At 60.5% G+C, this 24,745-nt stretch carries 20 protein-coding genes, 2 tRNA genes and 1 pseudogene; 8 read left to right on the top strand and 15 right to left on the bottom strand.

Features of this window, described 5'->3' with window-relative positions:
- Positions 1 to 330, top strand: a pseudogene (locus HMPREF2757_RS09800) (cell surface protein); the annotation flags it as partial.
- Between the two features lie 171 nt (positions 331 to 501).
- On the opposite strand, the gene HMPREF2757_RS11750 reads toward HMPREF2757_RS09800, so the two are convergent.
- Complete coding sequence (locus tag HMPREF2757_RS11750; protein WP_141750248.1) at positions 502 to 699, bottom strand: hypothetical protein; 198 nt, start codon at positions 697 to 699, stop codon at positions 502 to 504.
- A 175-nt stretch (positions 700 to 874) separates the two neighbouring features.
- Between HMPREF2757_RS11750 and HMPREF2757_RS09795 the strand changes: the two genes are divergently transcribed.
- On the top strand, positions 875 to 1,591 hold the full coding sequence (locus HMPREF2757_RS09795; protein WP_141750247.1) for a DUF5808 domain-containing protein: 717 nt from the start codon (positions 875 to 877) through the stop codon (positions 1,589 to 1,591).
- Positions 1,592 to 1,600: 9 nt separating this feature from the next.
- Here the strand turns inward: HMPREF2757_RS09795 and HMPREF2757_RS09790 are convergent, their stop codons facing one another.
- Positions 1,601 to 2,428 (bottom strand): CPBP family intramembrane glutamic endopeptidase, encoded by an 828-nt coding sequence (locus HMPREF2757_RS09790; RefSeq protein WP_070576066.1) that lies wholly within the window; start codon positions 2,426 to 2,428, stop codon positions 1,601 to 1,603.
- Between the two features lie 116 nt (positions 2,429 to 2,544).
- On the bottom strand, positions 2,545 to 3,168 hold the full coding sequence (locus HMPREF2757_RS09785) for a hypothetical protein (protein WP_070576063.1): 624 nt from the start codon (positions 3,166 to 3,168) through the stop codon (positions 2,545 to 2,547).
- Positions 3,169 to 3,411: 243 nt separating this feature from the next.
- Here HMPREF2757_RS09785 and HMPREF2757_RS09780 point away from each other — a divergent pair, with 243 nt between their 5' ends.
- Both HMPREF2757_RS09780 and HMPREF2757_RS11940 read left to right on the top strand, forming a co-directional pair.
- Positions 3,412 to 4,152 carry a CBS domain-containing protein gene (locus HMPREF2757_RS09780; protein WP_070776642.1) on the top strand — a complete coding sequence of 247 codons (741 nt, stop codon included), beginning with the start codon at positions 3,412 to 3,414 and terminating at the stop codon, positions 4,150 to 4,152.
- 228 nt (positions 4,153 to 4,380) lie between these two features.
- The gene (locus tag HMPREF2757_RS11940) at positions 4,381 to 7,656 is read left to right on the top strand and encodes a type ISP restriction/modification enzyme (RefSeq protein WP_070576058.1); all 3,276 of its coding nucleotides are present in this window, start codon (positions 4,381 to 4,383) and stop codon (positions 7,654 to 7,656) included.
- A 119-nt stretch (positions 7,657 to 7,775) separates the two neighbouring features.
- Here the strand turns inward: HMPREF2757_RS11940 and HMPREF2757_RS09770 are convergent, their stop codons facing one another.
- Entirely contained in the window at positions 7,776 to 8,609 is an 834-nt protein-coding gene (locus HMPREF2757_RS09770; RefSeq protein WP_070576055.1) for an aldo/keto reductase, read from the bottom strand.
- Positions 8,610 to 8,650: 41 nt separating this feature from the next.
- Complete coding sequence (locus HMPREF2757_RS09765) at positions 8,651 to 8,863, bottom strand: hypothetical protein (RefSeq protein ID WP_070576052.1); 213 nt, start codon at positions 8,861 to 8,863, stop codon at positions 8,651 to 8,653.
- Between the two features lie 655 nt (positions 8,864 to 9,518).
- On the opposite strand from HMPREF2757_RS09765, the gene HMPREF2757_RS09760 reads away from it, so the two are divergent.
- The 4 genes from HMPREF2757_RS09760 to HMPREF2757_RS09745 are packed head-to-tail and all read left to right on the top strand — an operon-like array spanning position 9,519 to position 13,632.
- Positions 9,519 to 10,259, top strand: coding sequence for an ABC transporter ATP-binding protein (locus HMPREF2757_RS09760; RefSeq protein WP_070576049.1), 741 nt, complete (start codon positions 9,519 to 9,521; stop codon positions 10,257 to 10,259).
- Positions 10,259 to 11,677: an ABC transporter permease gene (locus HMPREF2757_RS09755; protein ID WP_070576045.1), complete on the top strand. Its 1,419-nt coding sequence runs from the start codon at positions 10,259 to 10,261 to the stop codon at positions 11,675 to 11,677. Before HMPREF2757_RS09760 ends, HMPREF2757_RS09755 begins: the two co-directional genes overlap by 1 nt.
- 49 nt (positions 11,678 to 11,726) lie before the next feature.
- A complete protein-coding gene (locus HMPREF2757_RS09750) occupies positions 11,727 to 12,962 on the top strand; it encodes a sensor histidine kinase (protein WP_070576042.1) in 1,236 nt (411 codons plus the stop codon).
- The gene (locus tag HMPREF2757_RS09745) at positions 12,955 to 13,632 is read left to right on the top strand and encodes a response regulator (protein WP_070576039.1); all 678 of its coding nucleotides are present in this window, start codon (positions 12,955 to 12,957) and stop codon (positions 13,630 to 13,632) included. The genes HMPREF2757_RS09750 and HMPREF2757_RS09745 overlap by 8 nt, the downstream gene beginning before the upstream one ends.
- A gap of 187 nt (positions 13,633 to 13,819) precedes the next feature.
- On the opposite strand, the gene HMPREF2757_RS11935 is transcribed toward HMPREF2757_RS09745, so the two are convergent.
- From HMPREF2757_RS11935 to dnaN, 10 genes are all read right to left on the bottom strand, one after another.
- Positions 13,820 to 13,969 (bottom strand): hypothetical protein, encoded by a 150-nt coding sequence (locus HMPREF2757_RS11935; protein ID WP_176745920.1) that lies wholly within the window; start codon positions 13,967 to 13,969, stop codon positions 13,820 to 13,822.
- Positions 13,970 to 14,121: 152 nt separating this feature from the next.
- On the bottom strand, positions 14,122 to 14,736 hold the full coding sequence (locus tag HMPREF2757_RS09740; protein WP_070576037.1) for a hypothetical protein: 615 nt from the start codon (positions 14,734 to 14,736) through the stop codon (positions 14,122 to 14,124).
- A gap of 408 nt (positions 14,737 to 15,144) precedes the next feature.
- A tRNA-Ala gene (locus HMPREF2757_RS09735) sits at positions 15,145 to 15,217 on the bottom strand.
- A 161-nt stretch (positions 15,218 to 15,378) separates the two neighbouring features.
- Positions 15,379 to 15,452 (bottom strand) — tRNA-Ile (locus HMPREF2757_RS09730).
- A 130-nt stretch (positions 15,453 to 15,582) separates the two neighbouring features.
- Positions 15,583 to 16,155 (bottom strand): DUF3566 domain-containing protein, encoded by a 573-nt coding sequence (locus tag HMPREF2757_RS09725; protein ID WP_083304249.1) that lies wholly within the window; start codon positions 16,153 to 16,155, stop codon positions 15,583 to 15,585.
- A gap of 452 nt (positions 16,156 to 16,607) precedes the next feature.
- Positions 16,608 to 19,178 (bottom strand): DNA gyrase subunit A, encoded by a 2,571-nt coding sequence (gyrA, locus tag HMPREF2757_RS09720; protein WP_256278316.1) that lies wholly within the window; start codon positions 19,176 to 19,178, stop codon positions 16,608 to 16,610.
- A gap of 159 nt (positions 19,179 to 19,337) precedes the next feature.
- Positions 19,338 to 21,335, bottom strand: a complete 1,998-nt coding sequence (gene gyrB / locus HMPREF2757_RS09715; protein ID WP_070576031.1) for a DNA topoisomerase (ATP-hydrolyzing) subunit B — start codon at positions 21,333 to 21,335, stop codon at positions 19,338 to 19,340.
- A gap of 229 nt (positions 21,336 to 21,564) precedes the next feature.
- Positions 21,565 to 22,071, bottom strand: a complete 507-nt coding sequence (locus tag HMPREF2757_RS09710) for a DciA family protein (protein ID WP_070576028.1) — start codon at positions 22,069 to 22,071, stop codon at positions 21,565 to 21,567.
- Positions 22,068 to 23,279 carry a DNA replication/repair protein RecF gene (recF, locus tag HMPREF2757_RS09705; protein ID WP_070576025.1) on the bottom strand — a complete coding sequence of 404 codons (1,212 nt, stop codon included), beginning with the start codon at positions 23,277 to 23,279 and terminating at the stop codon, positions 22,068 to 22,070. The genes HMPREF2757_RS09710 and recF overlap by 4 nt, the downstream gene beginning before the upstream one ends.
- Before the next feature lie 10 nt (positions 23,280 to 23,289).
- Positions 23,290 to 24,435 (bottom strand): DNA polymerase III subunit beta, encoded by a 1,146-nt coding sequence (gene dnaN, locus HMPREF2757_RS09700; protein WP_176745919.1) that lies wholly within the window; start codon positions 24,433 to 24,435, stop codon positions 23,290 to 23,292.
- Positions 24,436 to 24,745: the final 310 nt, after the last annotated feature.

Below are 24,745 nucleotides of genomic sequence, written 5' to 3'. Positions count from 1 at the left end.
GAGGCTAAGGACCCTGAAGCCAAGGACCCCGAAGGGAACGAACCGGACGCTAAGGACCCCGAAGAGGCTCCTGAAGCAGGCGAAAACGACAAGGGCAAGCCGGAAGCCAAGGACCCTCAAGACCAGAAGCCCGGTGCGGAAGCTCCTGGAGCTGACAAGCCCGGCACCTCGGGAACTTCAGGTTCTCAGGACAACGGCACGAAGCCCAGCTCCTCCGCATCCGGCAGCCTGCCGCGCACCGGTGCGACCGGTCTGGCAGTTGGGCTTGCTGGCATCGCACTGCTTGCAGTCGGTGGAGTGGCCGTAATCATTTCTGGTCGCCGAATCTAAGCAAAGCGCAGGAGTTCCTGCACTGACTCTCTCCTGGCCGGTCGGGCGAAAGCCCGGCCGGCCGTTCGCTTTCCACCCTTTCGGCAGTCCGCGGACCGCCAGCCCTTTTGTGCCATCTGTACTAGGGTCTATGGCACAGATTTTCCGCGCAGATGGTAGGCCAAGCTCAGGTCACCCCGCGTGGTCCGCGGAGAAACGGACGTCCACGGGTCGGATCCCTGAACGTGCCGGAGGAGGATCAGTGGATATCTGGATGATGGTCATAATGCTCGCGTGTTTGGGCTTGACGATGGCGGTTTCAGCGGCAACACCGCAGATGTCACGCCCCACGGTCCCGTTGGGAGTGAGCGTTCCCAGCGATCGTGTCAATGACCCTGCTGTACGCGGCGCAGTCCGTCGGTACAGACTCTGGGTTGTAGTTGGCGGACTCGTGGCGGCCGCTGGCATGGTCGCAGCCTGGAAACTGCCGGAACTGAGCGTGCTAATCCTGTTGGGCTATGTCTGCTGGACGATATTTGCGTTCGCCGTGTGCCGAAAACCGATCATGACAGCCAAGGCACAACAGGGGTGGTATGACGACGTATCCGTTCAGGCATCACCGTCAGTCACACCCGGGCAGCCAGCCAAGCCGCTGTGGCCCGTACTCATCTTCGCCGTCGGCATTTCTCTTGCCACGGTCATCGTGATGGCGATCAGCGGGGTCAGCGCGCTCTTGCTGCCCTTGATTTCCCTTGGCAGCACCCTCGTGATGGTGATGGTGTGCGTCATTCTGAGTCGACGTCAGCAAACCCATTTTCCGGACGGACGCCCCAAGGCTGCCCAGGAGTTACAGCGGGCAAGAGGGAAGACCGTGCAGCGCACGCTGGCAGCGCTCACACTCGCCTCTGCAATCCTGATGAGCGTCGTGGCTTTCGCACCAGTCATCGAACTCGAACCTTCCAGAATCTCGTGGGCTATCTGGGCGTTGACGGCTGCCAGTTCGGTTCCGATCATCTGGCTCATAATCGACAGCTTCTGCCACCACCGCGCACTGACAGCAGCACCGAAAGAATCCGGCCCCCAGTCACCCGATGACGACCACCTGTGGAGGTGGGGCATATTCTATGAAAACCGCCAAGACCCGCGGGTTTGGGTCGAGAAGCGCAACGGCATCGGGCTCACCGTCAACATCGGCCATCCCGGAGGCATGGTGTTCATGGGCGTGGTCGCTCTGCTCGTCTTGGCGACAATCGCTCTGGTGATCACCGTCTTAGCACAGTGAGCATCGGGGTCAGGGCGTGCTGTAACCGAGCCGCCCACGCGTGAAGCCCAGGATCACTGCTGCGAGCACCGTCAGAGCAACCGCTGCCGGCCACGTATTCACGATCGGGGAACCAAGCAGATTCCCCGCCAACAGCAGTCCCCAGTTGAGAGAGTTATGGGCCAGTATTGCCGGGATTGAACTGCCGCCGGAAGTGTTGAACACCCAAGACAGCACGATCGAAAGTGCTACGACGAGCAGCAAATAGGCGACGAACTGACCCGCATCGGAACGTGCGGTGTCCCACTCATCGGTGAGGAACAGTGGGGCGTGCCAAAGGGTGTGGACTGTTCCGAGGCCGACAGCCGCCACGAGCGGATGCATCGACTCCTGCATGCGAGGAAGCGCGAAGCCGCGCCATCCCGGCTCCTCTTGGAGCGGGCCTCCCGCGAGGTAGACGAGGTACGTAACAAGGGTGGTCACGAGTGTCGAGACCGTCAGTCCTTCGACACCAACTTCGGCTTCCAGAAAGAGGTAGGGCACTGCGACAGCGAGCGGCACCACAACAAGCGCGACCACATACGGGGTAGGCCGGCCCCGAAACGATAAGGCTCGAGCGAGGAATGCCCGCGTGCTTCCTGGTCCCTTGAGAACCCGAGTCACAATGAGTGCTGCGGCGAAGGGACCCGCACAAAGGCCAACCTGGTTGACAAGAGCAATAAGCGCAAACGGCATCCTGAACGGCAGAACCCCAATGCCACTCTCCGAGAGCCACCACGGCGACCATCCCAACCACGATCCGAGGTATGCCAACGCGAAGAAAGCGACAACGGGACGATGGCGGACGAGGTCTTTCATGGCACCTCCCCGAGCGGGGTCAGAAGTCTGCGCTTCTTCCCGGCGAATAACAACGACGGGGCCCCAGGATCATCGGCGCAGCCGAAACCCACAGCGGTGGTGGAATATCTCCGGGTTCAAGCGTGAGCTTTAATCAATGCGCACCAGGTAGTGAAATGGTCATCCGTCGCGTCCAGTATCACCGCGGGCAACTGGTCCATGAGCTTTGCGACGCTGGCGTTCTTCCCCATGCGTTTGTACCCAATTGTTCCGGGCGTGAAGACTCCATGGAAAGCGAGGTGACGAATCCCTGCAGCCAACGGGGTCACATCATCGCCAGAAGCCTCTAGCTCTGTGAGCTTCGCAACCAACTTGTTGCTGTCAAGGTGCTTGTTCATGGCGTCCCGCAGCCGCTTACTCCCGTCGGCCCTGTAGTAGTTCGCAATCTCCGGCGACTCAACTCGAACTCTCCGTTGAGGGTGGTCTGGTTCGCGTTTGGCTATCTTCGTGTATCCATTGATCGCCTTCTCCAGCGATTCGAGCACCGAGTAGGCCATCCCGCAGCGAATAATTGCCACATAACCTGAAGGCGTGTCCTCGGTGACATAACCATCGAGCTCGATCTTCATACTTCGCGCAGCACGATAGCGTGCCTGGAACCGTGGGAATGCACCTCGAATTTCTTCTTGACGACGATCGTCCAGCCCCTCCAAAAACTCATTGAATAAGTCCCAAGACTTAGGGATGTTGTCGGCTGGCATTGGCGGGGCCTCCCTCGAACGCTCATAAGTGTCTGCTTAGACGCTATCGACTTACACCCTCCTTTAGAAGAGGGACTACCACGACATCAGGTGTCACATGAACTGCGGCGCTAGAGGGTACGAGATACGGGTTTGGCCAAGACCCGAACACTCACTGATCCAGACGGATCCCCACTGGTCGAGCGCTTAGGTGCGTAATTCGGATAATGAGATGACTTAATGTCAATGACGAAAGGTTATGTTGTGACGCCAACCCTCGAACCAACCGAGCTGCTTGATCGATTCCTTTCCGCTGTCGAGGAGATCGTGGAGATCCTCTCGAAAAGATACAACCGCGAGTTTAAGGGCATCGGTGAAGCAATACGCACTGCCTATGATCAGAAAGATCCGGTTGTCCGGAGGAACTTCAGGATGCTGAAAACGCTGGCAGACCTCCGTAACGCGATTCAACACGGTGACCGCAAACAGGGGATGCCTGTTGCGATACCGCGTAAAGACACAGTCGAGTTGATCGAAACCCTAGAGAAACAGATCAGGCAGGCGCCGCAGGTGAAGGACCACATGATCAAAGACGTTGATGTGCTGTCCTCCATTCATTCATTGGCCGATGCAGCTGCCGAGGTCATCAAATACAACATCTCCCAGATGCCTGTCTATGACGGTAGGCAGTACATCGGCTTGTTCACCACCAATGCCATGGCGCGCTGGCTCAGTAAACACATCGATATTGACGGAGTGTTGATGGCTGAGAAAGTCACCGTTGCAGAGGTCTTGGAGTGTGCTGAGGAGAACGAGAAGGTGAAGTTCTACAAACCCACCACACCAGTCCACGAAGTCTGCAGTGATTTGGGCTCTGCCGATGGACCTGTTGCCTGCTTGATCACGACCGATGGCAAAAAGACCGGCCAGCTCCAAGGACTGGTCACACGCTTTGACGTGTCCAGGATTCTCAAGGAGACGTCGATAGAGAATAGACGTCGATGATTCACAGTGGTCGGCGTGGTTCGGCGGTGTGGTTCGGCGGCTTACGCCTCACGTGACCGTAGAGGTCCCCTGACCAGTTCCTTACCCACGAGTTCGTCATCCGGAAAGACTCCACCGTCGAGTAACAAAGGCTTGTGACGAGGGGCAGTGCGTGCTGATCCACCGTTTCAATCAGCGAATTGTCAATAATGGGTTGATAAACAAACAACTTGACAGCGGGGTGTTGGTATGGCCGTCGATGGCGAACAGATTCTGAAACTAGCTTCGGAATACTCGACCCAGGTTCAAAGTGCTATGAGACACAGCATTGCTGCTGATCCAGAGGCTCAACTGACGGTTCCGGTGTCCAACCTGTTCAAGGCTCTGTCCGAAGTGTTTGGGATCGGTGACATGGGCCTGATCCGTGAAGCACACTTGGACGGCGTTCGACCGGATTTTGCCGTGACTTTGAACGGGAGGCCATGCGGGTGGGTTGAGTTGAAAGCTCCGGAACACACCCTGGTGGGAGAGAAGTGGCGCGGTCGTGAGAAGGATCAGTGGTCGCTTCTCGCAGAGCTTGATGCATTAATCGTGTCGAACGGTGAAGAAGCATACTTTTATCGAACTGGCTCAGTTATCTCGACTGCGACACTTCCGATTGGCAGCCCTGACAAGTGGGACCCGAGTGAGCTTCAACGAATGTTGGAGTTGTTCGTGGCGACGAAACCGACCCCGATCAAGAGGGTCAGCCAGCTTGCATCACGCTTGGCTCCTTTGGCCAAGTTCATGCGCCTCCGCCTTGACGAAGGGTTGGAGAACAAACGTCGAGAGGTGCTTGAAGCAAAAGAGGCGTGGGACCAGACGGTCCACATGACCACCTCGTCCGAACAGTTCTCCAGCGATGTTGCACAGGTGATCGCCTACTCGATGGCAATTGCCGGACTCACCGGGCAAGCTGACCGAGACCATGACGGGATTGTGACACTGCTGGAGGCGAAAGACACTCTCAGCATCGGGAACCGCAATGTCTTGGCTGCTGCGCTCGGGCCTGTGCTTGGAATCCCTGAACTCATCGAATACATCAACCCGGAATTGGAAGCGATCGTTCGCCTGATTTCGAGCATGGACACCAAGGCAATCAGGTCAGCCCAGGATTCGCGTGGTGAGGCATGGCTGTGGTTCTACGAAGACTTCTTGGGGAAGTACGATCCCGAGGCGCGCAAGAGGTCTGGCGTCTACTACACCCCGACAAGTGTGGTGAACTGCCAAGTCAGGATCGTTGACGACATCCTTCGCCGTAGATTCAGACAGAGACTCGGTTTTGGTTCAAAATCAGTTGTCACTCTCGACCCTGCTGCCGGTAGCGGCACTTACCCCCTGGCGGTGATCGATCGAGCGTGCGATGTTGCCCATGATGAGCGTGGTAAGGCGGGCGTTGAGCAAGTGGCTCGCAATCTGACGAAGAACCTCCTGGCGTTCGAAATCCTTCCAGGTCCGTTCGCGGTCGCACATTTGCGTATCGGTGAACGCCTGGTCCACAACGTGAATCAGATCTTCCAAGACAATGATATCGGCGTCTACCTCACTGACACGTTGGAGGATCCACACATGCCCACACGCAGAGGCCTGTTCGGTGACGCGCGAATTCTGGCTGAAGCTGCCGAGAAAGCTCGGAAGATCAAGGCGGAGCAGAAGATCACTGTGGCGATTGGTAATCCACCCTACGATCGTGGTACTGCCGGTATGGGTGGATGGGTTGAGTCAGGTGACTCCAACAACGATCCGCTGTTCGACGATGTGATTAATCCGGCAAAAGAGAATGGCGTTATCTTCTCGGCCCAGGCATCGTTGTACAACCTGTACGTGTACTTCTGGCGATGGGCTATCTGGAAGGCGTTCCAGCAAGCCCCTGAAGACCAAGCTGTCATCTCGTTCATCACGGCGTCGTCGTGGTTGGATGGACCCGCATTCGTTGGGTTACGAAAACTCGCAGTCGACACTGCGAATGACATCTGGGTCATCGATCTCGGCGGCGAGGGACGCGGTGCTCGGAAAGAAGAAAATATCTTCGATATCCAGTCTCCGGTAGCGATTGTCACACTTGTGAAGTCAGGTAAGGCTAGTAAGACAGCGGACGTCTACTATCGCCGCGTTCATGGAACACGTGAAGAAAAATTCGCGGAGCTGGACAAAATCGATCGTCTCCACTCGGACGATGAAGGATGGACGCTGGTGTCTGCACCCAACGGCGAAAAACTTGCCCCGGAACCTGCCGTTCACGGTTGGTTCAATTACGTTCAGCTACTGGATCTATTTCCTTGGGGTCAACCGGGGATCAAGTACAACCGTCTTTGGCCCGTTGCCCCCTCAAGAAACGTGCTATCTCGACGTTGGCGAGAACTTCTCGCTGACGAGTCAGCGTCGAAACGCGCCGAGAAGTTTGTCACCTCAAAGACTGGTAGAAACATTTTCACGAAGGTGTCGTCACTACCAAAGATCGCAGATCTTCCAGTTGATGCTGAATACCAACCGTTAGTTCGTCTTGGCTGGCGATCGTTTGACAGGCAATGGACTTTTGATGACCCTCGTTTAGCAAAGACAGACAGCCCGGCTCTATGGCAATCCTTGTCGCCCAAACAGTTGTTCATGGTTTCACCCTGGTCCGCACGAATCAGCGATGGTCCGGCGGCTACGGTTTCAACCGCAGTCCCCGATTTGCACTGTTACTGCAATCGAGGAGGTAAAGACGTCATCCCTCTCTATCGAGACGCTGAGTGTCTTCAACCCAATATCGCAAGTGGTCTCCTTGAGCACCTGAAGGACGGGTTGGGTCGAGAGGTCTCACCCGAAGACTTGCTGGCCTACTGTTTCGCTTTGGTCGCACACGATGGGTACAGCCAGATGTTTCAGGAGCCGCTTGGATCCTCTCCAGTTCGCGTTCCGATGACCAAGAGCCGAGAACTCTTCGACCGTGCTGTGGTGCTTGGTGAAGAACTGTTGTGGTTACAGACATACGGCGAACGTTTCGTCAGTGACGATCGGCCTGTCGGCGTGGTGCCTAGAATTCCTGGGCTGTCGTGGGAAGAGTCAGTAACGGCTCTTCCCGAGTCGATGAAGTCGATCAGTTACGACCGCGCATCCCAGGAGCTCCACATCGGAACCGGGCTCATCAAGGGAGTTCGTCCGGAGGTATGGGACTTCAACGTTTCGGGAATGAACGTTCTGAGCAAGTGGTTGGGTTCCCGCACTAGAAAAGGGATCGGTCGTGCTGCAGGAAAAGCTGCAACGCCACTTGACCGAATTCGGCCCACTGAGTGGGAAGACGAGTGGAACGACGAGCTTCTCGATCTGCTTCGTGTCCTCACCAGAACAGTTGAACTAGGTGAACAACAGATGGAGCTTCTTGAAGCCATCGTTGAGTCAGACCTGTTCACGCCGGACGAGCTACCTAAGCCGACCGACGATCAGAGAAAAGTGCCCAAGACGATTGAACGAGAGTACGGACAGGGCACATTCAGCTTCTGACACACATCGCCCCGATGGATCGGTTCCACCGGGGCGATGCTATCTCTGAAGGTCCGGTCAGACCGGGGTTCAGGACGTGCTGTAACCGAGCCGCCCGCGCGTGAAACTCGTCACGAACCTCACCATTCTTCGTGCTCGCGGCTGTCCCAGGCGTGTTCTTCCCCGAGATCAATCGTGGCGAGCAGCGCGCGGTCATCGTCGTCCAGCTCGAAATTGAAGGTGGCATTGGAGGCCTGACGCTGCGGATCTTTCGACTTGGGAATCACGACGATGCCTCGGTCAACAATCCACTTCAGCACCACCTGGCGGGGGTCGACGCCATGCTTGCCAGCGATCTTGTGAACGACGAGCTGGTCGAGCAGGCCTTCACGCGTGCCCAGCGGGCCCCACGCCTCGGTGACGATGCCGTGCTCAGCGTGGAAGCGGACAGCCTCAGTGCGGGCCAGCGCGGGGGAGAGTTGAATCTGGTTCATCGCCGGCCACACCCCGGTGGCATCGTGCAGCTCGGTGAGCTGCTCGGGACGGAAGTTTGACACACCGATGTGGGTGATGACTCCTTCCTCCTTCAGCTGCACGAGGGTCGCCCACGTCTCGACAGTGAGCCCGCGCGACGGATTCGGCCAGTGAATGAGCACGATATCGATTGTGTCGACGCCCAGGCGGCGACGGGATTCGTCGACGGCGGTGCGCGTCGCTGCTCGACCGTGACTGCCGCCAGCCACCTTCGTCGTGATGAGCACCTCATCGCGCGCCACACCGCTTCGACGAATGCCCTCGCCGACAGCAGTTTCGTTGTTGTACTGAGCGGCGGTGTCGAGCAGACGGTAGCCCTGCTGGAGGGCTGCAGCAACGGCGTCGGCGCCAGGGTTGCCCTGCAGACAGTAGGTGCCAAGCCCGACGAGCGGGACGGGGGTGCCATCGGCAAAGTTGATGGTGGGAATGGTGAGCGTCACGGTGCCTCCTGGGAATCTGCCTTCAGTTCGAGTCTATGTCGTCACCCATGCACGGTCGGTTCTTCCGGTGTCTCACCACGAGCCCGCATGCGCAGCTCTTCGAACAACTCGAACAGCGACGGCGGTGGCCCCAGGATGATCGGTACGAATAGCACCCACAGCACCACCGCCATCACGAAAGCCGGCGGCCACACATTCGCGCGCAACCGCACCCTCAACGGGAACTGCACATCCTTGAGACTTACATACTCCACGTTCTACTCAGCCATCCATCGTCGTTTCAACTGCGAGAACCGTCATCAACTGCAGACCTTGTTCCAGAACCACAAGGTACAAAGAATCCCGGAGCCGAAGCTCCGGGATCTGACTTAGGGGCCTAGCGGGAGGTTTGTAGAACCTTGCCCCACCGGTGATCCAGCTGGTGCGAGTACACCAGTCGATCCGCTCTCGACGGCACGGGCCTCAACACCGGAGACCTTTTTCAACGAGCGGAAGCTGCCTACGCTGCCGACGGGTCCCTCAAAGTCATGGCCCGCGAGGTTGGCCTTGGACACGAGCGGTTCGCTCGCCTCCTGCTAGAACACAGTGTCATCCTCCACAACCACTCACCATGGACCAGCGAGATTCGGCTGATGCTTGCCACGTATGAGCAAGGGGCTTCACTGGACCGCGTAAGCGACAGATTTGGTTACACGGCGGGGACAACAGTTGGCACACACCTGATCATCACCGGCGTTGTGATGCGCGATACGCATGGCAGTCGAACAGTAGGCTGCCTGCGCGGCTCTGGGCTTTGGTTCTGTCCACTGGTGATGACAATTCCTTCTCTTGGCGTGACACGAGGTTGGGTAGACGGCTTTGGTTGTTGGAGGCCTTCGGACGGAGGGCTGGTGTCGAAAGGAGTGACGGGTGCAGACGAACGATGTTGGCTCGGTGAGCGCTGTTGCTGTGGGACGGCAGACCGCCAGCGGCGACTGGGTCTTGAGGGAGTGTTCGGTGGCGTTCTCTCCGGGGTCGTTGACGGCGATCGTGGGTGCCAGCGGCGCGGGAAAAACGTCGCTGATGTACTGCTTGAGCGGGTTGGACGCTCCTACCGCGGGTCAGGTTCTGGTCGAGGGGCGAGACCTCTATGCGATGTCTCGCCAGGCCCGGGCAACGTTTCTGCGGTCTCGGGTCGGGTTTGTGTTCCAGCAGTACAACCTTGTGAGCTACCTCAGCGTCGAGGAGAACGTTGCCCTACCGCTGTCTCTGGCCGGCAGGCGGGTCGACCGCCGGGTCCTTACTCGGCTGTTGGAACGTTTCGGCTTGGCGGCGAAGGCAGAATCAGCCGCGGGGGCGCTGTCGGGCGGGGAGCAACAACGAGTGGCGCTGTGCCGTGTACTGCTTCTCCGACCCGCTGTTGTATTCGCCGATGAGCCGACGGGCGCGTTGGACAGCGCCAATTCACGCTATGTCCTGGAGGTTCTGCGGGAGCTCGCGGATGAAGGGATTACGGTGGTGATGGTAACCCATGACGTGGATGCCGCTGTCCGTGCTGATCGGGTGGTGTTCATGCGCGACGGGTCGATCACGAGGGTGGGCTCCGGGCTTGACGCCGGTCAGGTGCTGGCCGGGATGCGTCAACCGGCGCTTGGGCGGGAGGCGCGGTGATGCTGCGTCATGTGGTGCTGATCCTCCGCAGCGACTGGTTCGGGTGGGCGCCAAGTATGGGTGTGGTCGCCGCGGTGACGGTCTTGGTGACGGCGTGCACGAATCAGTTCCTCTGGACCAGTTCCACCGAGTTCTTGGACGCGGCTCGGCGGTCAGGTCTCGACGGCGGCGAGTTCGCGATGGTCTCGATGACGATCTACACGGTGATCGCGCTGCTCGCGGTGTGCTCTCTGACGGTGGTGGGTTCTGCGACGGTGGAGCGCACCCGCAGCACGTTCGCCCAGTGGCGGCTGATGGGAGCTTCACCCCGGCAGGTCCGCGCCTGCCTGTGGGCGCTGGTCGTGCTGGCCAGCTTCGTCGGGGCTGCTCCGGGGGTGGTGCTTGGCTCGGTGCTGAGTTCGCTTGTGGTGCCGTGGTTCAACGAGATGGCCGGTGCGAGTTTTCCGGGCGGCACCGGTGACTTCGTTCCTCCGCTGTTCGCGCCGAGCGCTGTCGCGGGTAGCGCGGCGCTGGTGCTCTCGGTGGTGACGTGTCTGCTGGGCGCTGCCTGGCCTGCGCATCGTGCGGCTCTGGTGGAGCCCGTTGAAGCGATGCGTGAGTCCGCGGCTGTTCGGAGCCGCCGTGCGTGGGGGCGGTGGCTCATTGGAGGCTTGCTGTTGGCCTGTGCTGTGGCGATGGCGGCCGCGACCCCCCGGACGTTGGATCCTGCGCAGGTCGGGCGGTCGACCACGGCGATGGTGAATGCGGCGACGTGGGTCGGCGGGTTGAGCGCCGCTGCGGTGTACGTGACGGGACCCGCTCTGGTGCATGTCGCCCTGAGCGTCGCGCACCGGGTCCTGCGTCTCTTCCGTGTCCCCGTGGGACAGGTGGCGGCGCGCTCGGCCCGGGCGCAGGCGGCGATGAATGCGAACACGATCGCGCCGTTGGCGGCAGCGATCGGGCTGGGGGGCGTCATCTTCACTGCGACCGGCTCCTACCTGGACGTGATGACGCGGGCGGGTTTCCCGCTGGAGGATCCGAATCTGACCGACGTCGCTCTTCTCTCGGGGCTGTTCTGCGTGATGGCGATCGCGACGAGCATGGCGGTCATCGCGCTCAGCGGCCGCGACCAGGTGCGCGAGCACACTACGCTGCGAGCGTCGGGGATGAGCCCCGTACAGGTCTCACGCTTGGTCGCGTGGCAGTCGTTCTGTCTAGCTCTGTGCGCAGCCGGGATGGGGCTGCTTCCGGTGGCTCTGGTCGCGTGGCTGGTGGTCACCTGCTCACTGGCGCTGGTGGGATCCGTGGTGCTGAGCGTCCCGTGGCTGGGATTGACCGCGGGCTTCCTGGGGTGCTGGTTCGTGCTGTGGGCCGTCCAGTTCAGCCAGGCGATGCCGTGGCTGCGCCGGGAAGCAGCGGCGGGTCTGCGTCACGTCTGAAACACTGGCAAGAGCAAACATCAGCAGTCGAGTTCTGGGAGGAGCGGCGGTGCAGGCTGTTCGGGACTGGTTCGATCAGACCCGTCGCGGGCGTCGGGAAGCCGGCACGGCGTGGTTGGTGATCGTTCTCGCCTGCGTCGCGTTCCAAGCGCTGATGGTCGCGCGCCTCCTGTTCGCCGGGAGCGCGCGTGATGGCATCGCCTTGGACCTCGTCCATTCGACGTCGGGAGCCGTGAGCATCACGATCGCTGTGGTCCTCGCAGGGATGACCTTGCTGTGGAGCCCCCGTCAGCCAGTGCTGGTACTCGCAGTCATCGGAGCCGCTTACCTGGCGGCGTCCGCGATCGGCATGCACAACTACGTTACTTTCCCGCTGTTGTTTGCGCTGTTCCGCGTCGTCGCAGATTGCGGACTAGCGGCTGTGGTGGTCTCAGTCACTTCGACCTGCCTTGGCATGTTTGCCAGTGCATGGCTGACAACCTCGACGACGGTGGCTGACGAGTTCACCGGTCAGCTCAGCGTCGCGGCGCTGAGCATCCTGGCCGGGGGCGGAGCCCGCAGCATGCGCGGCTGGCAAGCAGCCACCCAGCAGTCCCACCATGATGCCGAGCGCGCCCGTGCCATCGCCGCCGAACGGGATCAGGCCGTGGCGCGCACGCGCGTAGCCGCCGAGCTTCACGACAGCGTCGGGCACAACCTGACCGCCATCATCGCCCTCTCCCAAGGTCTCGCAGGCACTACAGAGAACCCGGAACTCGACGAATCACTGGAAGACATCGAAACCCGGGCAAGGGAAGGGCTCGACGAGACCAGGCGTGCCGTCTCCCTGCTCGGACACCTTGAGAACCCGGCCGCACCTGCTCCAGACCACCACCGCGCCCATAGCTGGGACGACATCCATGCCGTGGCTGACCGCGTCCGCCCCCTCAACGTCCCGGTGACGGTGACCGAGACCGGACGACGCACCGACGACACCGGCATCGCCGGCCTCGGTTTCAGCATCGTCCGCGAAGCCCTCACCAACGCGGTGCGCCACACTGAGCCCCTCAAACGAGTATCCATCTCCATCGGCCACCACCTGACCGGAGGCGCGCGGATCACCATTCGCAGCCAGGGACATCCGCGCCACACCCACGACCACGGACCGGGCAGTGGGCTGCAGCGCCTGTCCCATCGAGTCACCAGCCAAGGCGGCACATTCGCCGCTGGCCCCGGAGAGCCCAACGAATGGATCGTCAAAGCCGAACTGCCGATCGCGCCGAACGAGGAAAACCACGATGCCTGACCAGTTGCGCATCATGCTGGTCGACGACCAGCCCATGGCACGTCGAGGATTCGCGCTCATGCTTCGACGAAGCCCGAACCTCACCGTGACCGTTGAAGCCGGCAACGGCCAGGAAGCCATCAATCTGCTGACCGCCAGACGGAGCGAAGCGGCTCCGCTTCCCGATGTGATCCTGATGGATGTGCGCATGCCGGTGCTCGACGGCATCGAAACCACTCGTGAGATCACCCGCGCATTCCCGTCCGTGAAGGTTCTCGTGCTGACCACCTACGACGAAGATGACTACGCCTTCGGAGCACTTACCGCCGGCGCCTCTGGGTACCTCCTCAAGGACGTCCGCACACCCGATCTCATCGCAGCCGTCGAAGCCGTCGCCCGCGGCGACGCAATCCTCACCCCACGCATCACCCGTCAAGTCCTCGACCGCGGCATCCCACGCACACTCCCACACCACCAGCAGACCGAGATGCGAGCACTGCTCGACCTGCTCACGCCCCGCGAACGCGACATAGCTGGCCTCATCGCCGACGGCGAATCCAATGCCGAAATCTCGGAACGCCTCGCCATCGAACCCGCATCCGTACGCCGCAACGTCAGCCGCATCCTCGCCAAGCTCAATCTGCGCGACCGCGTCCAGCTCGCCGTGCACTGGCACAAAGCGGGGCTATGACACCCGGGGTCTTGCCCTCCCTGACTACGCTCGAACGTCAAGGATCGGACGCGCTGTGCAACCAGACCGGCTCGTCTTTCTATGCATTCCTGATGACCGAAGCCGTCGTCATGGTCTTCTTGGATGGATTCACGATGGACAGAGACACCGCTGTCACACCCCTCGACCAGGCACCAGCGTCGGACAGCTACACGATCAGCGACGAGCGGATCGTCCGCGTAGGAGCGGAAGCGACGGCGTCGGCTCCAGGGTTTCCCTGCAGACCGTAGGTGCCAAGCCCGACGAGTGGGACGGGGGTGCCGTCGGCAAAGTTGATGGTGGGAATGGTGAGCGTCACGGTGCCTCCTGGGAATCGGCGTTCAGTTCGAGTCTATGCCGTCTCACACAAGCCAGCCGCCAGCATTGGGCAGTTAGGTGGCAGATCAGCGCAACCACCATGGCGCCTCGTCATGCCCTCAACGCACACCGTCGCCCATCACAGCTGTGACGTCACCAATGCGCGGCAGGGTCGTCAGGTTTCTCGCCCTCTTCCGGGTTCTCACCGCGGGCCTGCATCCACAGCTTCTCCAACAGCTCAACCAGCCAATTGATAGGCGGATCCGTAGCGAACTGCGTCCTGATTACATTCCGCCGTGGCAAAAGCCCCCCGGTCCCGAGCGGGTAACCGGAGTCCCACCGATTCCCCCGGCGCAACTCATTCGTCCAGGCATGATCCTCAATTTCAAACCAAACCTGACTGTCCTGGTCAGGATTCATGCTGAACGGAATATGCAACCACAGCGAGCTCACATCCTTCCAGCGCACTCGCCACGAATGAGTCCGAATCTCATCCTCAGTCACTGTCAAGTGCCGCGGACGACGCCACGCCATCCACGTGTAAACCTGGTACAGGCACACTGCCGGAAATGCAAGCACCACGAATACTCGCAGCGTTAGCAGCTTGGTGCCGCCCCATTCGAACAATGCCGAAGGCACCCCCAGGATGATCGGCACAGCTAACACCCACATTACTACTCCGAACACAAAGGCTCGGGCCCACAGATTCGTACGCACCCGCACCTGTAAAGGGAACTGCACATCCTTAAGCCTCACCTGCTCAGCCACCCATCGCCCTTTCAACTCCACGAAACCTCAATAGCCACAAATCAGCTTCCAGAACCACACGGTTCGACAACCCCACCGACACCGACGCCACAACACGACGAAAGCGAGAACAGGACGATGCCGACCGAGGCCTTCCACACCACCTCAAAGGCAGGTCCAGAAGATTGCGTTCCCTTCGCGCACCAGGATAGACAGCGGGAGAGGCCCGGGCATAAACCAATTCGAAATCCGAATCTTCAGAACTGAGTTTGAACGCATGTCTTCGGGCCAAGGCGCACGTTCTGGCCCAGCCGTGCAGATCCACCAGCAGCAAGTAGTGAAGCCTCAGCGGGGGAGTGGTAACCCAACGGCACCCACCGAACCCCAAACACAAAAAGTCCCGAAGCCGAAGCTTCGGGATTTCATTTGTGGAGGTAAGGGGACTCGAACCCCTAACCCTCTGCTTGCAAAGCAGATGCGCTACCAATTGCGCCATACCCCCAAGAGGTAGGTCTCATTCTACCTTGTCGGTGTATTGAGACCAAGTGCTGTGACCATCTTGCCTCTTCTTGCGAAAAATCAAGACTGTCAACAGTCCGGCTGCGGTTGTTGCCGCAACACCGTACCATCTCTTCACGAAATCCTCCGATCTGAGTTGGTTCGTGGGCCTACGTGGACTTGAACCACGGACCTCTTCGTTATCAGCGAAGCGCTCTAACCGCCTGAGCTATAGGCCCCTTCGGGGTGAACCGAAAAACAACTATAGCCCTAGCTTCGCCACAATGCAAAATCGATCCCGATCGCCCCAACCTGGCCACAAAAACGCAGGCCCCGAGCGTACTCGGGGCCTGTGCTGTGAAGAGGAAATCAGTCGTCCGTGAGCGTCAGGTGGAAACCGCCCACCAGACTCGAACCGATGTTGTAGATGATCGACGTAAGGGTCGACAGCGCGGTCATGAGAATCACATTGACCACGGCGATGATCACGCCGAAGCTGAGAATTCTGCCCAACCCGAACACCTCCAGCAGCTGGTCAGCCCCTTCATCGCCGGCGAATTCAGAAAGCGCAGACTGCAGATTTCCGAACGTGCCCGTCACATGGAGCACCAGCCACAGCACGAACAGCACAACGATCGTTGCGATGCCCAGTGCGAGTGCCAGCATAAAAGTCATCTTCATCACCGACCACGGGTCGACTTTCGCCACCGCCAGTCTCACGGTGCGCGGACCCTTGCGCTGTGCACTGCCGGACATCCGCAGCCCCTGCGACGAGGATGCCTGCACGGAGGAGGGCCCAGACGCGGAGCTGTGCGAAGCTGCACCTGAACCAGACGCCGCTCCGGTTGCATGGGAACCCGCTCCGCCGGAGGCACTAACCGACTGGGTCTGCGTGGCGTTCTGCGAACCCTGCGCCGTGGTCCGCGTGCCGCTGGTCTTCATGACCGCAGTCTGCGAATCTCCCTGCCGAGAACTCCCGGTTCCGCTGGATGAGGGTCCCGAAGCTGCCGAGGTGCCTGCCCCACTGCCGCTTGTGGTAGCACCGCCGCTTGTGCTGGCCCCGCTGCTGGCGCTGGCACTCTTACTGCCGCTGCCACCACTGCTGCCAGCGCCGCGAGATTCGGCTCCGTCTTTTTTGCCGCCGATCCGCACGCCCTTCGACGACGAGTGCACCGGTCCCGAAGCACTGTGATTTGGTGCAGATTGCGACTTTTCGGCCGAGCTTTCGGCACTGCCGCCAGATTCTTTGGCAGCCGACGACCCCGAGCTGCTGCGCTGAGAACCGGATTCTGGGGTTTCAGCCGCAGATTTGGCCTCATCGGCATCGCTGGATGCTGTCAGGCGTGTTGATCCGGACGACGTCCGAATGACCTTGCTTGGCGTTTCGCTATTGCTCACTGCTCATCACTCCCGTTGGCGGCGGAGTCCTGCACGTCGCCTTCCACTGCGAGAGCGTCCTCTTCCAAGGTGCCCGAAACAGTTTCGTCGACTGCGTCTTCGTCAAGTTCTTCGTCTTCGTGGCCGGAACCGCGGGTCACGGCCATAATACGGTCGCGCTTGCCCGGCTTGGCGAAAACAACGCCCATTGTATTGCGTCCGGTCTGCGGAACCTCAGCGACTGAGGAGCGGACGATCTTGCCGCGCTCCATAATGACGAACACTTCGTCATCATCTTCGACAATGAGACCGCCGACCAGCTCGCCGCGCTGATCAGAGAAGCGGATAGCGCGGATGCCGATTCCGCCTCGTCCCTGGAGGCGGTATTCCTCAACGGGAGTGCGCTTGGCATAACCGCCGGAGGTCACAACGAACACATCGGTTCCCGGGGTGACAACGTCCATGGCGAGCAGGGCATCGTCATCCCGGAACTTCATACCGGTAACACCCGAGGTGGCACGTCCGGTGGGACGGATCGTTTCGTCATCCGCGGAGAAGCGAATGGACATGCCCTTCTTCGAAATGAGCAGTAGGTGGTCTTCGCTGTTGACCAGGCGGGCCGAAACGAGTTCGTCCACTGCTCCGTCCGGGGTTTCGCGCAGGTTAATGGCGATGACCCCGCCGGTGCGGTTCGAATCGTATTCGCCCAGCCGTGTTTTCTTCACCAAACCGGACTTGGTTGCCAGCACCAGGTAGTCCGCCGCATCGTAGTCGGCAATGGACAGAACCTGTGCGATTTCTTCGTCCGGCTGCAGAGCCAGGAGGTTAGCAACGTGCTGTCCGCGCGCATCCCGGTGAGCTTCGGGAAGTTCGTAGGCCTTAGCGCGGTAAACCCTGCCCTTGTTGGTGAAGAACAGCAGCCAGTTGTGGGTCGAGGTGACAAAGAAGTGTTCGACTACGTCCTCACCGCGCAGGCGAGCACCGGCAACGCCCTTGCCGCCCCTGCGCTGTGCACGGTAGAGGTTGGTCTGCGTTCGCTTGGCATAGCCTCCGCGGGTGATGGTGACGACCACCTGCTCTTCGGGGATGAGGTCTTCCATCGACATGTCCCCGTCAAAGCCGGCCAGAATCTGAGTGCGGCGATCATCGCCGTAGCGTTCGACAATCGCATCGAGTTCTTCCGACACGATTTCGCGCTGCCGGGCCGGAGTTTCAAGGATGTGGTTGTATTCCTTGATCAGCTCTTCGATCTTCTGCGCTTCTTCTTCGATCTTGAGGCGCTCAAGCGCTGCAAGACGGCGAAGCTGCAGGTCAAGAATTGCGTTTGCCTGGATTTCGTCAACGTCGAGCAGTTCCATCAGTCCGGTGCGTGCTTCGTCAGACGACGGTGAACGGCGAATGAGGGCAATCACTTCGTCCAGTGCTGAAAGCGCCTTGAGGTAGCCGCGCAGAATGTGTGCGCGCTCCTCGGCCTTGCGCAGGCGGAAGCGGGTGCGGCGAACGATCACGTCAATCTGGTGCTTGACCCACAGGCGCAAGAACGCGTCAATCGACAGAGTGCGCGGCACATTGTCGACAAGTGCCAGCATGTTCGCCGAGAAGTTCTCCTGCAGCTGCGTGTGCTTGTACAGGTTGTTCAGCACGACCTTCGCCACGGCATCGCGCTTGAGCACAATCACCAAACGCTGACCGGTGCGGCCGGACGATTCGTCGCGCATATCGGCAATGCCCGCAACCTTGCCGTCCTTGACGTAGCTGGCGATCTTCGCTGCAAGCGAGTCCGGGTTGACCTGGTAGGGGAGTTCAGTGACGACCAGGCACGTGCGTCCGTGGATTTCCTCGACTTCAACAACCGCGCGCTGCGTAATCGACCCGCGGCCGGTGCGGTAGGCGTCCTCAATGCCCTGGCGGCCCAGAATTGTGGCCCCACCCGGGAAATCGGGACCCTTGATGATGCCGAGCAGCGCCTCGAGCGCCTCTTCGTTAGAGGCCTCGGGGTGGCTCAGCAGCCACTGTGCACCGGCTGCGACTTCGCGCAGGTTGTGCGGCGGAATGTTGGTGGCCATGCCGACGGCAATACCTGCCGAACCGTTGACCAGCAGGTTCGGAAAGCGCGACGGCAGGTAGACCGGTTCCTGGTTGCGTCCGTCGTAGTTGTCCTGGAAGTCGACGGTCTCCTCTTCAATGTCCCGGACCATCTCCAGGGACAGAGGTGCCATCTTGCACTCTGTGTAACGCGGTGCTGCCGCGCCGTCATCACCGGCCGAACCGAAGTTTCCCTGACCTGAGATGAGCGGATAGCGCATGTTCCACGGTTGGACCAGACGCACGAGCGCGTCGTAGATGGCCGAGTCGCCGTGCGGGTGGAAGTGGCCCATGACATCGCCGACCACGCGCGAACACTTGGAGAAGCTGCGATCCGGCCGGTAGCCGCCGTCGTACATGGCGTACAGCACACGCCGGTGGACCGGCTTGAGGCCATCGCGGACATCCGGCAGAGCACGGCCCACAATGACCGACATGGCGTAGTCCAGGTAGGACCGCTGCATTTCGGCATTGAGGTTGACCTGCTCAACACGGGCAGCCACCTGGGTGCCTGCGCCGTCGACCGGGTGCTGTTCTTCAGCGTTTACGTTATTGTTGTCTTCTTCGGCCACCTGACCGGATCCTCCGTTGATAGAAGCCTAAGCGGATCTGTGTCGAAACTGCGCCGCCCGAGCACTCATGCCCGGGGGCGCATCCCGGCATCAGATGTCCAAGAAGCGGACGTCCTTGGCGTTTTCCTGAATGAAGCGCTTGCGCGATTCGACATCGTCACCCATCAGCACGGTGAAGATTTCGTCAGCCACGAGCGCGTCTTCGAGTTCAACCTGCTTGAGCAGACGGTTTTCGGGGTTCATCGTGGTTTCCCACAGTTCCTGGTAGTTCATTTCGCCCAGACCCTTGTAGCGCTGAATGGCGAGGTCCTTCGGCAGACGCTTGCCGGCTGCACGGCCTTCTGTCAGCAGCTTGTCGCGCTCGACATCCGAATAGGCGAAGTCATCATCCGCGTTGGACCACTTGATGCGGTACAGCGGCGGGGTCGCCAGGTAGACGCAGCCGTTTTCAATCAGCGGCTTCATATAGCGGAAGATGAGTGTCAGCAGCAGCGTAGTGATGTGCTGGCCGTCAACATCTGCGTCTGCCATGAGGATGATCTTGTGGTAGCGCAGCTTCTCGATGTCGAATTCGTCGCCGATTCCAGTGCCGAACGCCGTGATCATCGACTGCACTTCGTTATTGCCCAAAGCGCGGTCCAGGCGGGCCTTCTCCACATTGAGGATCTTGCCTCGCAGGGGGAGGATGGCCTGCGTCATCGGGTTGCGACCCTGCACCGCCGAACCGCCTGCCGAGTCACCCTCGACGATGAACACTTCCGAAATCGTCGGATCTTTCGACTGGTTGTCCCGCAGCTTCCCGGGCATGCCGGAGGTTTCCAGCAGGCCCTTGCGGCGCGTGGCTTCGCGGGCTTTGCGCGCAGCCAGGCGCGCCTGGGAAGCCTGCACGGCCTTGCGCACAACTTCGCGCGCGTTTGCGGGATTGGATTCCAGCCAGTGGGTCAGTTCGTCGCGCACTACCCGGCTGACGAAGTTGCGGGCCTCTGAATTGCCCAGCTTGGTCTTCGTCTGACCTTCAAACTGCGGTTCGCCCAGTTTGATCGACACGACTGCGGTCAGACCCTCGCGAATGTCCTCACCGGTGAGGTTGGCGTCCTTTTCGCGCAGCAGCCTCTGTTCGCGCGCATAGCTGTTGAGCACGGAAGTCAGTGCGGTGCGGAAGCCCTCTTCGTGCGTACCGCCTTCGTGGGTGTTGATGGTGTTGGCGTAGGTGTGCACGCCCTCCTGGAAGCCGGTGGTCCACTGCATGGCCACTTCCAGGGCGATCGCCTGTTCTTTGTCTTCGTGTTCAAACGCGATGACGTCGTCGTGGACGGTTTCGCTCTTCTTGGCCGAATTGAGGTAGGCCACGTAGTCCAGCAGACCCTTGTCGTATTTGAATACGACTTCACGCGGCTTGAACTCTTCTGCCTCTTCGTCTTCCAGCTGGACGTCGTCATCGTCGATTTCGGGCTGGCGTTCGTCTGTCAGCGTGATCTTGAGGCCCTTGTTGAGGAACGCCATCTGCTGGAAGCGCGCCCGCAGGGTCTCAAAGCTGAATTCAGTGGTGTCGAAGATCTCCGGGTCGGGCCAGAAGGTGATGTCGGTTCCGGTCTGGTCGGTGGCTTCGCCTTCCACCACGTCCGAGGTGGGGACACCGCGTTCGTAGGACTGTCGCCACACTTTGCCGTCACGGCGCACAACCGCGTCCATGCGCAGCGAGAGCGCGTTGACGACGGACGAACCGACTCCGTGCAGGCCACCGGAGACCGCGTAGCCGCCGCCGCCGAATTTGCCTCCCGCGTGCAGAACGGTGAGGACGACTTCCAGGGTCGGTCGGCCTTCCGAGGGGTGCATGGCCACGGGGATTCCGCGCCCGTGGTCGACCACGCGCACACCGCCGTCGGCGAGGATGGTCACTTCGATGCTGTCGTTGTAGCCTGCCAGGGCTTCGTCGACCGAATTGTCGACGATTTCATAGACCAAGTGGTGAAGACCGCGTTCGGATGTCGACCCGATGTACATGCCCGGCCGCTTGCGGACCGCTTCGAGCCCTTCAAGAACGGTGATATCACCGGCATCGTAATGCGGTTTGTGCTCGTCGGCCATGAAACTCCTCGGATCTGTGCAGATTTCCGTCCAAGTCTACAGCGTTCGGGCTTGAAACAGCGGGTGACAGGCACGCAATGGCCGTTTCCGCGCATTTTCAGATCCGCCGATGAGGGGCGGGCCGTCTGAAGACCTCTCAGAGGCCTGTGCGGGCCGCCACAGATTCACGCAGCTGCGAAGTTCTGTTTTGGCACCACGCCGTCGCCAATCGGGCAGCTGAAAGCGTGGATCATCCGTAGGTGTCGCGCGGACCGCGGCCGGGCACGGACAACCGGCCCTTCTTCCATGACTTCTGCTTGGGGCCGATGATCTCGATGTCGTCAATCACCCGCCGCCCCAGCTCCCGCTCCAGACGGTCCAACAGCATGTCGCGCATCAGCCGCAGCTGTGTCGCCCATGTGGTCGAGGAGGCGCGCACCGTGAGCTTCGGCGGTTCGCACAGTTCGGGAACACAGTGCTGGGCTACGTTCTCACCGACAAGCTCCGGCCACCGTCCCAGCAGCGATCCGACATCCATCGAGGACGTCCACCCGCGGGCCTTCGTCAATGCCGACAGGTCTGCCGACAGCTTCTTGGGATCCCTGGGGTCCTCGCCGGCTCCGGAATACTGCGGTTCGCGGATACCCCGCGGCACTCTGCGCAGGGACCCGCTGTAGCGCGCCTGCACCGAGCCCATGCGCCTGATCCGGTCCAGCGCTTCGAGAGCGGCGGTTGAGACCGGCAGCTTCTGGTTCATCCGCTCTGTCCTCCCGCCTGATCACCTTCCGAGGTGCCTGCTGTCAGATCGATGATCTCACCTGCGAGGTTGTTGGGTATATGGCCGGCCACGGCGGTTGTTATGAGGACCTGCTGCGCTTCTTGAATGATGTCGGCGAGTCTGCGAGTGCGGCCTTGGTCAAGCTCAGAGAACACGTCATCGAGAACGAGGACGGGTGAATCGTCAGGTTCGTCTGGATTGGCCTGCAGCACTCGCCAGCTGGCCAAACGCAAAGCAAGTGCGAGTGACCAGCTTTCGCCGTGACTGGCATAGCCCTTGGCCGGGGCTGCCCCGATCTGCAGGTCAAGATCATCGCGCTGCGGGCCTACGAGGGTGACACCCCTTTCGATTTCGACGCGGCGGCGCTTGCCAAGCTCATCGAGGATGAGGTCTTCCATGGCCTGCTGCGCACCCGGCAGAGAACGGTCGATCACCGAATAGTCAACGCGTGATGCGTACTTCGCCGCCGCTGTGCGCCTTTCCGGGCGAGCATCTTCGGCCAGTCTGGCGAAATCATCGGCCAGCGGCTGCGCCAGGCGGTCAAGAAGACCCAGCCGACCGGTGACAAGGGCAGCCGCGGCGCGGGCAAAGGCGTGATCCCATATCTCCAGGGTCGCTTCAAGGCCCAGGCTGGGTCGCAGAGGATCGTCCCCCGCGCCCGAACGCTCTTCGTAGCGGGCCTTGCGCAGAGATTTCAGCAGGGCGTTGCGCTGCTTCAAAGCTCGCTCGAAATCGGCGATGACGGCGGAATAGCGGGGAGTGAGTGCCACCAGGAGCTCATCGAGGTAGGCCCGCCGCTCAGCGGGTTCCCCCTTGACCAAACCGAGGTCCTCCGGAGCGAACACAACCGCCGGCAGCAGGCCCAGAAGCTCGCGCACCCGCACGGCCTGCTTGTTGATTCGGGCGGTATTGGCGCCCTTGGCCTTGATCGTGACCTCGACCCTGACCTGCCGTTTGCCGCGATGAGCAAGAGCAGACACAACGGCCCGTTCGCTGCCGGTGCGCACAAGGGGAAAATCGTTTGTCACACGGTGGCTGCGCAGAGTCGAAACGTAGCCGAGAGCCTCAACCAGGTTCGTCTTGCCCCAACCGTTGGGGGCAAGAAAGACCGTCACACCGGGGGCAAGTTCAAGATTGAGCCGCGAATAGGAGCGGAACTGGTCCAGAATCAGCCGACTGACCCACATGGGGCCGCCGTCAGAATCGCAGAATCGGCATGAGGAGGTAGCGGTACGACGTATCCTCTTCGCCGTCAGCCTCGGTCATGCCCGAAATGACAACCGGCTTCTTCGGTTCGGTGAGCGCGAATCGCACAAAGGGAGTGTCGATCTGCGCAAGGCCTTCGGCGATGTAACCGGGGTTGAAGCCGGTCGTGATCTCCCCGCCCTCAATGGTTGCAGGCAGAGCTTCAGTCGCCTGAGCGTCATCACCGGCACCAGCGCGCAGCACCAGCGAACCGTCGGCAAACTCAAACTTGATGGGGCTGTTGCGCTCGGCAACAAGCGACACGCGGCGCACGGCTTCGCGCAGAGCGCTTGTCTCCATGACAGCCGAGATTGCGACGTCCTTGGGAAAGAGCGAACGAACCTTCGGGTAGTCACCTTCGACCAGCAGCGACGTGGTGACACGACCCTCGGAAGAGAACGCCAACATCTCCTTGCCACCGGATTCCGCCAGGGCAATCTCAATGTCACCGCTCATGGCCTTCGCGGCCTCAGCCATCGTCTTGCCGCGGACCAGAGCAACAGCCTCAACCTGCGGGTTGCGCGGATTCCACGTGAACTCCCGCACCGCCAGGCGGTAGCGGTCAGTTGCCAGCAGGGTGACACGGTCACCTTCGATTTCAACTCGCATGGCCGTGAGAATCGGCAGGGTTTCATCCTTCGAGGTCGCAATGTTGACCTGCCCGACAGCACCCTGGAAGTCCGAAGCCGACATGACACCGGTGGTTTCGGGAACGGCAGGAAGCGCGGGGTATTCCTCCACCGGCATGGTCATGAGCGCAAAGCGCGAGGACCCGCACGTGACGTTGACCTTTGTCCCTTCGAGTTCGAACACGACAGGCTGAGGCGGAAGAGCGCGAGCGATGTCAGCAAGAAGGCGACCGGAAACGAGAATGGTTCCCTCCGCCTCGACATCGGCGCCAATACGGGCGCGAGCCGAGACTTCGTAGTCGAAAACAGCAAGATCAACCGAACCATCGGCGTGAGCTGAGATGAGAAGGCCGGTGAGAACCGGAACCGCGGGGCGCTGCGGAATCGACTTGGTGGTCCAGGTGACGGCGTCGGCCAGGACGTCGCGGTCCACTTTGAACTTCACGGACTGAGCAGCTTCAGCGTTCACATCTCTCCTGGTCGGTTCTTCTCAGCAGCGCCGAGGATTCCAGCCTTTTCGCTTGCGCCACTACTCACGGCATAAGCAGAAAGCAACATTACACGCCGATCTTACGCCGAATCAACGAGGGCAGGCCGCTGTGACCAGAACTCAGTGAAGTTGATGTGAGCAAGCGTTGCGCAGAGCAATCGGCGGGTTCCCTCTTGAGTCTTTGAGTAAGTACAGAAGCAGTATTAGGTCCTGTGGATTCTGTGGAATTACATCGATGTCATCGAAAGTCTATGCGACCAAGCGCCACACAGACCCCGTTGACAACTCT

Origin of the sequence: Brevibacterium sp. HMSC063G07 (assembly GCF_001810665.1) — a bacterium.
Taxonomy (GTDB): Bacteria; Actinomycetota; Actinomycetes; order Actinomycetales; family Brevibacteriaceae; genus Brevibacterium.
The sequence above is the reverse complement of the archived record's forward strand: the minus strand, read 5'-3'. Positions and strand labels throughout refer to the sequence as shown.

Coding starts and splice junctions, on each gene's coding strand:
- HMPREF2757_RS09795 (WP_141750247.1), top strand. CDS start 875: ATGACAGCCAAGGCACAACAGGGGTGGTATGACGACGTATCCGTTCAG.
- HMPREF2757_RS09790 (WP_070576066.1), bottom strand. CDS start 2,428: ATGAAAGACCTCGTCCGCCATCGTCCCGTTGTCGCTTTCTTCGCGTTG.
- HMPREF2757_RS09785 (WP_070576063.1), bottom strand. CDS start 3,168: ATGCCAGCCGACAACATCCCTAAGTCTTGGGACTTATTCAATGAGTTT.
- HMPREF2757_RS11940 (WP_070576058.1), top strand. CDS start 4,381: ATGGCCGTCGATGGCGAACAGATTCTGAAACTAGCTTCGGAATACTCG.
- HMPREF2757_RS09755 (WP_070576045.1), top strand. CDS start 10,259: ATGCTGCGTCATGTGGTGCTGATCCTCCGCAGCGACTGGTTCGGGTGG.
- HMPREF2757_RS09745 (WP_070576039.1), top strand. CDS start 12,955: ATGCCTGACCAGTTGCGCATCATGCTGGTCGACGACCAGCCCATGGCA.
- HMPREF2757_RS09725 (WP_083304249.1), bottom strand. CDS start 16,155: ATGAAGACCAGCGGCACGCGGACCACGGCGCAGGGTTCGCAGAACGCC.
- gyrB (WP_070576031.1), bottom strand. CDS start 21,335: ATGGCCGACGAGCACAAACCGCATTACGATGCCGGTGATATCACCGTT.
- HMPREF2757_RS09710 (WP_070576028.1), bottom strand. CDS start 22,071: ATGAACCAGAAGCTGCCGGTCTCAACCGCCGCTCTCGAAGCGCTGGAC.
- recF (WP_070576025.1), bottom strand. CDS start 23,279: ATGTGGGTCAGTCGGCTGATTCTGGACCAGTTCCGCTCCTATTCGCGG.